9 protein-coding genes are annotated in these 12,706 nt (G+C 44.7%); 7 read left to right on the top strand and 2 right to left on the bottom strand.

Annotated elements, in window-relative coordinates:
• Positions 1–39: 39 nt before the first annotated feature.
• From ampD to lpdA, 5 genes are all read left to right on the top strand, one after another.
• Positions 40–588: a 1,6-anhydro-N-acetylmuramyl-L-alanine amidase AmpD gene (gene ampD, locus QUF19_RS14220; RefSeq protein WP_286294724.1), complete on the top strand. Its 549-nt coding sequence runs from the start codon at positions 40–42 to the stop codon at positions 586–588.
• A 483-nt stretch (positions 589–1,071) separates the two neighbouring features.
• Entirely contained in the window at positions 1,072–1,833 is a 762-nt protein-coding gene (gene pdhR, locus QUF19_RS14215) for a pyruvate dehydrogenase complex transcriptional repressor PdhR (RefSeq protein ID WP_009847596.1), read from the top strand.
• 62 nt (positions 1,834–1,895) lie between these two features.
• Entirely contained in the window at positions 1,896–4,559 is a 2,664-nt protein-coding gene (gene aceE, locus QUF19_RS14210) for a pyruvate dehydrogenase (acetyl-transferring), homodimeric type (protein ID WP_102437688.1), read from the top strand.
• Between the two features lie 26 nt (positions 4,560–4,585).
• Positions 4,586–6,484: a pyruvate dehydrogenase complex dihydrolipoyllysine-residue acetyltransferase gene (gene aceF, locus QUF19_RS14205; RefSeq protein ID WP_286294722.1), complete on the top strand. Its 1,899-nt coding sequence runs from the start codon at positions 4,586–4,588 to the stop codon at positions 6,482–6,484.
• Positions 6,485–6,726: 242 nt separating this feature from the next.
• A complete protein-coding gene (gene lpdA, locus QUF19_RS14200) occupies positions 6,727–8,154 on the top strand; it encodes a dihydrolipoyl dehydrogenase (RefSeq protein ID WP_004735450.1) in 1,428 nt (475 codons plus the stop codon).
• Positions 8,155–8,354: 200 nt separating this feature from the next.
• Here lpdA and QUF19_RS14195 read toward each other — a convergent pair whose 3' ends face one another.
• Positions 8,355–8,960: a LuxR/HapR/OpaR family quorum-sensing transcriptional regulator gene (locus tag QUF19_RS14195; RefSeq protein ID WP_048664508.1), complete on the bottom strand. Its 606-nt coding sequence runs from the start codon at positions 8,958–8,960 to the stop codon at positions 8,355–8,357.
• Positions 8,961–9,297: 337 nt separating this feature from the next.
• On the opposite strand from QUF19_RS14195, the gene hpt reads away from it, so the two are divergent.
• Positions 9,298–9,828 carry a hypoxanthine phosphoribosyltransferase gene (gene hpt, locus QUF19_RS14190; protein WP_010435974.1) on the top strand — a complete coding sequence of 177 codons (531 nt, stop codon included), beginning with the start codon at positions 9,298–9,300 and terminating at the stop codon, positions 9,826–9,828.
• Positions 9,829–9,919: 91 nt separating this feature from the next.
• Here the strand turns inward: hpt and can are convergent, their stop codons facing one another.
• The gene (gene can / locus QUF19_RS14185; RefSeq protein WP_286294721.1) at positions 9,920–10,579 is read right to left on the bottom strand and encodes a carbonate dehydratase; all 660 of its coding nucleotides are present in this window, start codon (positions 10,577–10,579) and stop codon (positions 9,920–9,922) included.
• 286 nt (positions 10,580–10,865) lie between these two features.
• Here can and QUF19_RS14180 point away from each other — a divergent pair, with 286 nt between their 5' ends.
• Entirely contained in the window at positions 10,866–12,497 is a 1,632-nt protein-coding gene (locus tag QUF19_RS14180; RefSeq protein ID WP_286298900.1) for a SulP family inorganic anion transporter, read from the top strand.
• Positions 12,498–12,706: the final 209 nt, after the last annotated feature.

Here is a 12,706-nt window from a genome sequence, read left to right as displayed (position 1 = left end):
CAATCTTATTGTGCTAGCAGAAAAGAAAGTGAGACCAAGATGACGATCAGCTCCAACGGATGGTATGGCAACGCTCGGCATGTACCTTCCCCTTATTTTGATGCAAGGCCAAAGGGGGACGATATCTCTTTGCTGGTGGTCCACAACATCAGTTTGCCACCGGGTCAATTTGGTGGGCCTTACATCGAACAGTTTTTTACGGGAAAACTCGATTCCGCTGAGCATCCGTTTTTTAAGGTGATTCACCAAATGGGCGTTTCGGCGCATTGCTTGATTCGTCGTGATGGGGAAGTGGTGCAGTTCGTTTCTTTCTTAGACCGAGCTTGGCATGCGGGCCAATCGAGCTTCGCTGGCCGCGAAAGGTGCAATGATTACTCTATTGGCATTGAATTGGAAGGCAGTGACTTTGTTGCTTATACCGAGCAGCAATATCAGTCTCTGGCTCAATTGACGGAGACATTGGTGTCGAACTTCCCGCAGATTACTCGTCAGCGTATCACTGGCCACCAATACATCGCCCCGCTACGAAAAACTGACCCCGGTTTGGTTTTTGATTGGAAGAAATATCAAGGTCAACTGAGCTTCTAAATCCGAATTCACAACAAGACTCTGCTCATTGAAGGGCTCTAGATAATCAACGATGAGCATAATTGTTTGTGAATTTTTGTTGTGCTTTTGTAAAGGAAGTGGTCGGACGGTGAGCATCAATAAATCGAGAGTGTGACGAGCTTATCAAACACCCATTTATTAAAACTTATGAACAGAATTTCCACCTTAAATGTGCGCTTGGTTCGATTTTTAATCAAGTGGCGCTAATCTTTCTGAAACAATTCATTTTTATCCTGAAACTTTCTAGCACGAAACCTCCCCAAAAGTATTACCCCTGTAAATGGTAAGACCAATTTGGTTGCTGTTTTAAATTTCATTTGTTAAATCACGGTTAATTCACATTGTGTTCTATGATTCAGGTCAACTTTAGGCTGGACAGTAGCGTTTTAATTATGTTAATTTCTGCCCAACTTAAAATTGGTAATACCAATTGTCAGCGAAGAAAAAGAAGAATAACAAACTATGGCTTATCAAAGGATTCGTCAGCCAAAACTCTCGGACGTTATCGAACAAGAGTTAGAAAGGTTGATAGTGGAAGGAACACTGGCTCCAGGGCAGCAGCTGCCGCCTGAGCGCGAACTGGCGAAACAGTTCGATGTGTCTCGTCCTTCAATCCGAGAAGCGATACAACGTTTAGAAGCAAAACGCTTGCTTACTCGCCGTCAAGGTGGAGGTACGTTTGTTAGCGAAAATATCTGGAAAAGCTTTTCAGATCCTTTGCTTAATTTGTTGTCCTCCCATTCTGAAACCCAACTAGACTTGTTGGAATCGCGTCATGCGATGGAAGGGATTTCGGCTTACTTCGCGGCATTACGTGGCACTGATGAAGACTTTGCTCGAATTCAAGCATGCCAAGAAAAAATTCGCGGTGCGCAAGATAAGGGTGATATTGAAGCCGAATCTGCAGCTGTGATGGCTTTTCTTATTGCTTTAACAGAGGCAGCGCACAATGTGGTGTTATTGCACATTGTTCGTAGCTTGGCTCCGTTACTCGAGCAAAACGTCTTAGAAAATTTAAAGCTGTTGCATCGTCGTAAAGACGTTGTGGAGAAAGTGAGTATACATCGAGCTAACATTGTGGATGCGATCGTTTCAGGACAGCCAGAACAGGCTCGTGAAATGTCACACTCTCATTTAGCTTACATCGAAGAAACATTGATGGATTTGACCAAAGAAGAATCGCGCCGCGAACGTTCTTTACGTCGAATCCAACAGGGTAAATAGCCGTAATACTTCGGCTTTTTACGTGTTTAGTAGAATCCAACTAACAAAAAGGATAGATCGCCATGTCTGACATGAAGCATGACGTTGATGCTCTGGAAACTCAAGATTGGTTAGAAGCTCTTGAGTCAGTAGTACGTGAAGAAGGTGTAGAACGTGCACAGTTTTTACTAGAACAAGTTCTAGATAAAGCGCGTTTAGATGGTGTTGATATGGCTACAGGCATCAACACGAACTACATCAACACAATTCCAGCAGCACAAGAGCCAGCTTACCCTGGTGACGTAACTCTTGAGCGTCGTATTCGTTCGATTATTCGCTGGAACGCAATCATGATCGTATTGCGTGCTTCTAAGAAAGACCTAGACCTTGGTGGTCACATGGCTTCTTACCAGTCAGCTGCAGCGTTCTACGAAGTATGTTTCAACCACTTCTTCCGTGCTCCAAATGAGACGGACGGTGGCGATCTAGTTTATTACCAAGGTCACATCTCTCCAGGTATCTACTCTCGTGCATTCGTTGAAGGTCGTCTAACTGAAGAACAGCTAGATAACTTCCGTCAAGAAGTTGATGGTAAAGGTATCCCTTCTTACCCGCACCCGAAACTGATGCCTGAGTTCTGGCAGTTCCCGACAGTATCTATGGGTCTTGGTCCTATCTCTGCTATCTACCAAGCGCGCTTCCTTAAGTACCTTGACGGCCGTGGCCTGAAAGAAACTTCAGCGCAACGCGTATACGCGTTCCTAGGTGACGGTGAGATGGATGAGCCAGAATCACGTGGTGCTATCTCTTTCGCTGCGCGTGAGAAGCTAGACAACCTATGTTTCCTAATCAACTGTAACCTACAGCGTCTAGACGGCCCTGTAATGGGTAACGGTAGCATCATTCAAGAACTTGAAGGCCTATTCAAAGGCGCAGGTTGGAACGTTGTTAAAGTTATCTGGGGTAGCAACTGGGATTCTCTACTGGCTAAAGACACGACTGGTAAGCTTCTTCAATTAATGAACGAAACTATCGATGGTGACTACCAGACATTCAAATCTAAAGATGGCGCATACGTACGTGAGCACTTCTTTGGTAAGTACCCAGAAACAGCTGCACTAGTTGCAGATATGACTGATGACGAAATCTTCGCGCTTAAGCGTGGTGGTCACGATTCTTCTAAACTGTTTGCTGCATTCAACAATGCAAAAGAGACAAACGGTAAGCCAACTGTAATCCTAGCTAAGACTGTTAAAGGTTACGGTATGGGTGATGCAGCTGAAGGTAAGAACATTGCACACGGTGTTAAGAAAATGGACATGACTCATGTTCAACACCTACGTGATCGTCTAGGCCTAGAAGACATTCTTTCTGATGAGAAAATCACAGAGCTTCCTTACCTGAAACTAGAAGAAGGTACGCCTGAGTACGAATACATGCACGCTCGTCGTAACGCTCTACACGGTTACACGCCTGCTCGTCTTCCTAAGTTTACTCAAGAGTTCAAGGTTCCTGAGCTAGACGCATTCGCACCTCTACTAGGTGAACAGAAGCGTGATATCTCTACAACTATGGCTTATGTACGTACGCTAAACATCCTTCTTAAAGATAAGAACATTGGTAAGAACATCGTTCCTATCATCTGTGATGAAGCTCGTACATTCGGTATGGAAGGTCTATTCCGTCAGGTTGGTATCTACAACCCACACGGTCAAGAATACACACCTGAAGATAAAGGCATCGTTTCTTACTACAAAGAAGCAACGTCTGGTCAAGTTCTTCAAGAAGGTATCAACGAACTAGGTTCTATGGCTTCATGGGTTGCTGCTGCAACTTCATACAGCACAAACGATCTACCGATGATCCCGTTCTACATCTACTACTCAATGTTCGGTTTCCAACGTATTGGCGACATGGCTTGGTTAGCAGGCGACCAACAAGCTCGTGGCTTCCTACTAGGTGCTACTGCAGGTCGTACAACACTGAATGGTGAAGGTCTACAGCACGAAGATGGTCACTCGCACATTCAAGCGAACACGATCCCTAACTGTATCTCTTACGACCCAACGTTTGCTTACGAGCTAGCGGTTATCATGCAAGACGGTATCCGTCGCATGTACGGTGAGAACCAAGAGAACGTTTACTACTACCTAACAGTAATGAACGAGAACTACGCAATGCCAGCAATGCCAGAAGGCGCTGAAGAAGGCATTCGTAAGGGTATCTACAAGCTTGAATCTCACGCTGGTGCTAAGGGCAAAGTTCAACTAATGAGCTCTGGTACTATCATGAATGAAGCGCGTAAAGCGGCTGAAATTCTAAGCGAAGAGTACGGCGTAGCATCTGATGTATTCTCAGTAACGTCGTTCAACGAACTGACTCGTGACGGCCAAGCGGTAGAGCGTGACAACATGCTTCACCCAGAAGCTGAAGAGAAAGTACCGTACATCACGACTGTTCTTGGTAAAGAGCCTGCAATCGCAGTGACTGACTACATGAAGAACTACGCTGAGCAAGTACGTGCGTACATGCCAACTGAGTCTTACAAAGTACTTGGTACAGATGGTTTCGGCCGTTCTGACAGCCGTGCAAACCTACGTCGTCACTTCGAAGTTAACGCTGGCTACATCGTAGTTGCAGCTCTAACTGAACTGGCTAAACGTGGTGACATCGAGAAATCAGTAGTTGTTGAAGCAATTGCTAAGTTCGATATCGACACAGAAAAAACTAACCCGCAATACGCATAAGACTGGCATTAAGGTAGGTAAATACAATGACAATCGAAATTAATGTACCAGACATCGGTGCTGACGAGGTTGAAGTAACTGAGATTCTTGTAAACGTTGGCGACAAGGTTGAAGAAGAACAGTCACTGATCACTGTTGAAGGCGACAAAGCTTCAATGGAAGTTCCTGCGTCTCAAGCGGGTATCGTTAAAGAAATCAAGATTTCAGAAGGTGATTCTGTTTCTACTGGTTCTCTTATCATGATCTTCGAAGCGGAAGGTGCTGCAGCAGCACCGGCTGCGCCAGCAGTTGAAGCGGCGGCACCAGTTGCAGCTGCTCCTGCAGCGGCAGCTGAGCTTAAAGAAGTTCACGTTCCTGATATCGGCGGTGATGAAGTTGAAGTAACTGAAATCATGGTCGCTATTGGCGACGCAGTAGAAGAAGAGCAATCTCTTCTTACTGTTGAAGGTGACAAGGCTTCAATGGAAGTTCCTGCACCATTCGCTGGTATCGTTAAAGAAATCAAGATCGCTTCTGGTGACTCAGTATCTACTGGTTCTCTAGTAATGGTATTTGAAGTGGCAGGTTCTGGCGCTCCAGTTGCAGCAGCTCCTGCTCCGGCGGCGGCACCAGTTGCAGCAGCATCTGCTGAGAAGGAAGTGAACGTTCCAGATATCGGTGGCGACGAAGTAGAAGTTACTGAAATCATGGTAGCGGTTGGCGATACAGTAGAAGAAGAGCAATCTCTAATTACTGTTGAAGGCGACAAAGCTTCAATGGAAGTACCTGCACCATTCGCTGGTACAGTAAAAGAAATCAAGATTGCAGCTGGCGACAAAGTGTCAACAGGCTCTTCAATCATGACTTTCGTTGTTGAAGGCGCAGCTCCAGTAGCAGTAGCGGCTTCAGCTCCAGCACAAGCAGCAGCTCCGGCAGCAGCACCTGCCGCATCGGCGGACCGTCCTAAAGCAGAAGCAGTAGCTCCAGCAGCTGGCGACTTCCAAGAGAACGGTGACTACGCACACGCTTCTCCAGTTGTTCGTCGTCTTGCTCGCGAATTTGGCGTTAACCTTTCTAAGGTTAAAGGTACTGGTCGTAAGAGCCGTATCCTTAAAGAAGACGTTCAGTCTTACGTTAAAGATGCACTTAAGCGTCTTGAGTCTGGTGCTGCAGCATCTGGCAAAGGCGGTGACGGTTCTGCTCTTGGTCTACTACCATGGCCAAAAGTTGACTTCAGCAAGTTCGGCGAAACTGAAGTTCAGAAGCTTTCTAAGATTAAGAAGATCTCTGGCGCTAACCTGCACCGTAACTGGGTAATGATCCCTCACGTTACACAGTGGGACAACGCAGACATCACTGAGCTAGAAGCATTCCGTAAAGAACAGAACGCAATCGAAGCGAAGAAAGACACTGGCATGAAGATCACTCCACTTGTGTTCATCATGAAAGCTGTTGCTAAAGCGCTAGAAGCATTCCCTGCATTCAACTCGTCTCTTTCTGACGATGGCGAAAGCATCATTCTTAAGAAGTACGTAAACGTGGGTATCGCAGTTGATACACCAAACGGCCTAGTTGTTCCTGTTTTCAAAGACGTGAACAAGAAAGGTATTTACGAGCTATCTGAAGAACTAATGGTTGTTTCTAAGAAAGCACGTTCTGGTAAGCTAACAGCGGCAGACATGCAAGGCGGTTGTTTCACAATCTCTAGCCTTGGTGGTATTGGCGGTACTGCATTTACTCCAATCGTAAATGCTCCAGAAGTAGGTATCCTAGGTGTATCTAAGTCTGAGATTAAGCCAGTTTGGAATGGTAAAGAGTTCCAACCACGTCTACAGCTTCCACTGTCTCTATCATACGATCACCGAGTGATCGATGGTGCTGAAGGTGCACGCTTCATTACTTTCCTAAACAGCGCACTATCTGACATTCGTCGTCTAGTACTGTAATTGAGAAAGTAATTATTAAGGTGACTTTCGGGTCACCTTAATTCTTTATATAAAGACTATTTTTAGAGAACAGTTTCCGGCATTTCTCATAAACTGCGGGGGAATTGTTGTCTAGCTCACAGGCTAACTTAAAGCTACTTTCACACTGTTAACATCTCTGTAAAATGTTTCTTGTTTGAAAGCCCAATAATTTTAAGAACATCTACTCAGCCTGTTAGGGATAATGACTACAAGAGGTCACAATGAGCAAAGAAATTAAAGCCCAAGTTGTTGTACTTGGTTCAGGTCCTGCTGGCTACTCAGCGGCATTCCGTTGTGCGGATTTAGGTCTAGAAACAGTACTAGTTGAACGTTACAGCACTCTTGGTGGTGTATGTCTAAACGTTGGTTGTATTCCATCAAAAGCACTTCTTCACGTATCTAAAGTAATTGAAGAAGCAAAAGCGATGGCAGAGCACGGCGTTGTATTCGGTGAGCCACAAACGGACATCAACAAAGTTCGTATCTGGAAAGACAAAGTAGTTGATCAACTGACTGGCGGTCTTGGCGGTATGGCTAAGATGCGTAACGTTACTGTTGTTAACGGTTTCGGTAAGTTTACTGGTCCTAACAGCATCGAAGTTGTTGGCGAAGAAACGACAACAATTAACTTTGATAATGCAATCATTGCAGCGGGTTCTCGCCCAATCAAACTTCCTTTCATCCCACATGAAGACCCACGTATTTGGGATTCTACGGATGCACTAGAACTAAACGAAGTACCAGAAAAACTGCTTATCATGGGCGGCGGTATCATCGGTCTTGAGATGGGTACGGTTTACCACTCTCTAGGTTCTAAAGTTGAAGTTGTTGAGATGTTCGATCAAGTTATCCCAGCTGCGGATAAAGACATCGTTAAAGTCTTCACTAAACGCATCAAGAACAAGTTCAAGCTAATGCTTGAAACTAAAGTGACTGCTGTTGAAGCGAAAGAAGACGGTATCTACGTTTCAATGGAAGGCAAAAAAGCACCAGCTGAAGCTGAGCGCTACGATGCTGTTCTTGTTGCTATCGGTCGTGTTCCAAACGGTGCACTTATCGACGCTGAAAAAGCAGGTATCGAAGTTGATGAGCGCGGTTTCATCAATGTTGATAAGCAAATGCGTACTAACGTTCCTCACATCCACGCGATCGGTGACGTTGTTGGTCAACCAATGCTTGCTCACAAAGGTGTGCATGAAGGTCACGTAGCTGCTGAAGTTATCTCTGGTAAGAAGCACTACTTCGATCCTAAAGTAATCCCATCAATTGCGTACACTGAGCCAGAAGTTGCTTGGGTAGGTAAGACTGAGAAAGAAGCGAAAGCGGAAGGCCTGAACTACGAAGTTGCTACTTTCCCTTGGGCTGCTTCTGGTCGTGCAATCGCTTCTGACTGTGCAGACGGTATGACTAAGATGATCTTCGATAAAGATACTCATCGCGTAATCGGTGGTGCTGTTGTTGGTACTAACGGTGGTGAACTTCTTGGCGAAATCGGCCTAGCAATCGAAATGGGTTGTGATGCAGAAGATATCGCTCTTACTATCCACGCTCACCCAACTCTACACGAGTCTGTTGGTCTTGCTGCGGAAGTATTCGAAGGTTCAATCACTGACCTTCCAAACAAAAAAGCTGTGAAAAAGAAGAAGTAATTCTTTCTTAGCCACTCGCTAATGTTTTTAAAAGCCGCTGATTCGTCAGCGGCTTTTTTATATCTGAAGAAAAGAGTAGAAACATTTCACTTCGAGATGTGAGTACGCTGTGCTTCGGGATGCGAAGAGCGACTACACTTCACAAAAAAAGGGCTAACCCATTAGGCCAGCCCTTTAACAATTTATCTCGAAGCTCGAAGCTACTTATAGATGCACAGCATGTTTAGGTAGCTATCTGTTAAGCTTGAAAGCTCTTCTGGCGTTTCCACACGTTTCGCTTGAATGAACAGCGAGTAGCAGATGCCGTGGAATAGGTTTGCTAGATGCTTAGGGTCGTGATCGTCGCAAACTTCGCCGCGCTCAATCGCTTTGCTAAACATATTTTGTACTAACATCTGGTTAGTGCGGTTAGTGGTTACGAATAGAGGCCACACTTCATCACGAGTCGAAGCGCTCCATTCAAACCATACGTTCAACCAATGGCTATCTTGAGCCACTAACGTCACCATTTCAGTCGCAATATTATGTAGGTTTTCTTTTGCGTGAATATCTAAGTCGATATTGTCTGAAAGGAAGTTAGAGAATTGGCGAACCACGTGATTAAGCACTTCATCAACCAAGTCTTCACGGGTTGGGAAGTAGTTAAATACCGTTGCAACTGATACTTGAGCAATGTCTGCGATGTCTGCATGACCGCCACGGCCAATGCCACGACGAGAGAAGACTTCAAGAGCGATCTCCATCAATTGCAGTTTTCTTTTTAGGGGTGAAAGCCTAGTTCTAGGTCTCTTAGAGATTGAGTCCATTTTGTTTTCCTTGCCAACGAATTTTTTATATTAATGATTTTATTATTATTTAAGCCAAGATGAGTGTAATGGTGCATATGCGAATGGTCAATCCTTTGAGCTTGTTTTATAGGCAGTTACATCAAACTAGATCCATAAAGCGTGATCAGGATTGATGTGAAAGGAAGCGAGTATTAGACAAGGCATCAGCGCACACTTCGTTGAGAATGTATGAGTAAATTCGAACCATAAGGTGGTGTGGGTATTTGAGCAATGCTAGACTTACCCACAAAATTGAGCGGCATCAATGGCAAAACTGTCTACACTTGTCGCATTCACCAAATAAAATGAGAGCAGTATGAAGCATACAGTTGAAGTCATGATCTCTGAGCAAGAAGTTCAGGATCGAGTGAATGAACTAGGTAAACAGATCACGGAACACTACAACGGTAGTGAAGATCTAGTTCTAGTTGGCTTATTACGTGGATCTTTTGTCTTTATGGCGGATCTTGCTCGTGCTATCGATTTAACTCACCAAGTTGATTTCATGACCGCATCTAGCTACGGCAACGGTATGGAAAGCTCGCGTGACGTGCGTATTTTGAAAGACCTTGATGACGACATCCAAGGGAAAGACGTTCTACTTGTAGAAGATATTATCGATACAGGTAACACACTGACTAAAGTGAAAGAGATTCTAAGCCTACGTGGTCCTAAATCTATCGAGATTTGTACGCTGCTAGACAAGCCTTCTCGTCGTGAAGTGATTGTTGATACTAAGTGGATTGGTTTTGAAATTCCTGACGAATTCGTTGTTGGTGTGGGCATCGACTACGCACAGAAATATCGTCACCTACCTTACATCGGTAAAGTTGTACCTCAAGAGTAATTATTACTCTGTTGAAGACTGACAAAACAAAAAGGCTCGCACAATGCGAGCCTTTCTTATATCTAGTGATTAAAACGATAAGGTTTAAATCTTAACCAAGAATTGGAGACGAGAGGATTTTATCAAGCGCCTCTAAATGGCTGTTTTCTAACGTGTCATTGCTTGAGCAACGCACACCAAGATCTTGTAGTTTGCCATTACCAATACCATAAACCACACCGTGGATTTCAATATCTTGTCCACGTTCCCATGCGCTTTGCATGATGGTTGAATTACCAAGGTTGTAGACTTGTTCTGCAACGTTAATTTCGCACAGTTTGTCACCCCATTGCTCACGAGGAAGCCCCTCGATTTGCTTACGGTACTTTAGGTAATTATCACGGATGTGAAGTAACCAGTTATTGATTAGACCAAGTTTAGGGTTATCAATCGCCGCATTAACACCACCACAACCGTAGTGGCCACAAACAATAATGTGTTTAACTTTGAGTACATCTACCGCGTACTGTACAACAGACAGGCAGTTTAGGTCGGTATGAACCACTTGGTTAGCGACATTTCGATGAACAAACAGTTCGCCAGAATACAAACCAGTGAGACGCTCGGCCGGTACACGGCTATCAGAGCAGCCGATCCATAGGAAACCAGGGTTTTGACCCTCTTCAAGCGTTGTAAAATACTCTGGTCTTTGAGAACGAATTTCTTCAGACCATTTAGAGTTGTTTTCAAAAAGCTGTTTAATCTCTGGCATTTTGCGTCTTACGTCCCTTAATTAAGAATTATAACTATACACAATGTTACAAATTCAATCTCGTAAAAACTGTGTCAACTCGCACTCATCTGACGTGTTCTAGCTGTTAAAATCATTAACTTAGCGTAGAAGCTAGCATCTGGTTATAAGACATGAATAATGTGATTGAATTAACACTTTCTGTGTTACAGACTCATTTGTTAAAGTAATAAGGTTTGTCATTTCATCATCAGGAAGGTGTGTTTTGTTTGGAAGTCGTTTTGCGGATATCAATCTCAAAGGAGATATGTTTGGCGGTGTCACTACAGCCATCATCTCACTGCCTTTAGCATTAGCATTTGGTGTTGCTTCTGGAGCGGGGGCGGAAGCGGGCTTATGGGGCGCCATCATGGTTGGCCTATTTGCAGCCTTATTTGGCGGTTCCAGCAGTTTGATATCAGAGCCTACCGGACCCATGACGGTGATCATGACGGCGGTGATGACCAGCATGGTCGCTAAATATCCTGAAACTGGCATGGCAATGACCTTTACCGTGGTGATGATGGCGGGTGCATTTCAGATATTACTTGGGACATTAAAGCTCGGTAAATACGTTACTTTGATGCCATATAGCGTGATCTCCGGCTTTATGTCGGGCATTGGCGTTATTCTGATCATCTTACAGCTTTCTCCTTTGTTAGGGCATGCTGCTCCATCTGGTGGAGTGATGGGCACACTTTCTGCGTTGCCTGATACCTTGGCCAACCTGAAAATAAGCGAACTGTTTTTAGGGGCACTAACGCTCGGTATCCTTTTTGGTTTTCCTGCTAAATACCGTAAGTATGTCCCTGCACAATTGGTAGCTCTAGTTGCTGTGACCCTATTGTCGGTCATCATCTTCGATACTGATTCTATTCGTCGTATTGGTGAAATCCCGGCCGGCTTACCTTCTTTAGTTATTCCAACGATTAGCCCTGAACTGTTCACTACCATGGTGATTGATGCCTTGGTGTTGGGTACGTTGGGTTGTATCGATACGCTGCTTACCGCTGTGATCGGTGACTCATTGACTCGTAAAGAGCATGACTCTGATAAAGAGCTTCGTGGACAGGGCATCGCCAATATGATTTCTGGCTTGTTCGGCGCTTTGCCGGGCGCTGGCGCTACGATGGGGACGGTCACGAATATCCAAGTAGGTGCTCGTTCGCCACTTTCAGGTGTAATTCGTGCATTAGTTCTGGCGCTGGTGGTATTGGTGGCGGGTGGTTTGACCGAACCGATCCCAATGGCCGTGCTCGCGGGTATCGCGATGTATGTGGGTTTCAATATTCTTGATTGGAGTTTCATTCAGCGCGCACACAAGGTGAGTTATGCGGGCATGGGCGTGATGTATGGCGTGATGCTCCTTACCGTATTTGTTGATTTGATTATTGCTGTTGGTCTTGGTGTCTTTATATCGAACATCCTGATTATTGAACGTTTGAGTCGTGAACAAGCCAGACAAGTAAAGTCCATCAGTGATGGTGATGACGAAGACGATATCCCGCTGACGGACAGCGAACGTCAGCTTTTAGATACCGCTAACGGTAAGGTGTTGTTCTTCTATCTTTCTGGACCGATGATTTTCAGTGTTTCGAAGGCGATATCGCGCCAGCACTCAAGCATCTCTGATTATGAAGCAATGATCTTAGATCTGACGGATGTGCCTATGATTGACGTGACCGTTGGCCTCGCGCTAGAGAACGCAATCAAAGATGCCCTCGATGCTGAATGTGAGGTTTATTTGTTGTGTCCAAACGAGAATACCCGTCAGCAGCTAGAGAAATTCCACGTGATTGATTTAGTGCCGGAGTCCAACACCTATCGATTCCGATATGAGGCGCTCACCGCTGCTACGAGTTATGTTGATAGAGACGAGCATCAATTCGAAACGGTTTAGTAAGCAATTCTAGTTAATCTTTGTTTGGATTTTAGCGAATAAAACTGAATTCATTTATAAACACGAAATGCCGTTAAGCGAATGACTTAGCGGCATTTTTACATCTATAGATAATAAGACCGCTCGTCTCTTAAAAAGAAAGTATCAATCGATGTTTGTGTTAATCGTCAATCAACGATAAACTTGTTTGCAAAATGGTCGAGTAAACA

Source organism: Vibrio sp. FE10 (genome assembly GCF_030297155.1).
GTDB classification, from domain to species: Bacteria; Pseudomonadota; Gammaproteobacteria; order Enterobacterales; family Vibrionaceae; genus Vibrio; species Vibrio apostichopi.
This window is presented reverse-complemented; position numbering and strand designations above follow the sequence as displayed.

Excerpts from the sequence above, each read along its gene's own strand:
- ampD (WP_286294724.1), top strand. The coding sequence starts at position 40 with ATGACGATCAGCTCCAACGGATGGTATGGCAACGCTCGGCATGTACCT.
- pdhR (WP_009847596.1), top strand. The coding sequence starts at position 1,072 with ATGGCTTATCAAAGGATTCGTCAGCCAAAACTCTCGGACGTTATCGAA.
- aceE (WP_102437688.1), top strand. The coding sequence starts at position 1,896 with ATGTCTGACATGAAGCATGACGTTGATGCTCTGGAAACTCAAGATTGG.
- aceF (WP_286294722.1), top strand. The coding sequence starts at position 4,586 with ATGACAATCGAAATTAATGTACCAGACATCGGTGCTGACGAGGTTGAA.
- lpdA (WP_004735450.1), top strand. The coding sequence starts at position 6,727 with ATGAGCAAAGAAATTAAAGCCCAAGTTGTTGTACTTGGTTCAGGTCCT.
- QUF19_RS14195 (WP_048664508.1), bottom strand. The coding sequence starts at position 8,960 with ATGGACTCAATCTCTAAGAGACCTAGAACTAGGCTTTCACCCCTAAAA.
- hpt (WP_010435974.1), top strand. The coding sequence starts at position 9,298 with ATGAAGCATACAGTTGAAGTCATGATCTCTGAGCAAGAAGTTCAGGAT.
- can (WP_286294721.1), bottom strand. The coding sequence starts at position 10,579 with ATGCCAGAGATTAAACAGCTTTTTGAAAACAACTCTAAATGGTCTGAA.
- QUF19_RS14180 (WP_286298900.1), top strand. The coding sequence starts at position 10,866 with ATGTTTGGCGGTGTCACTACAGCCATCATCTCACTGCCTTTAGCATTA.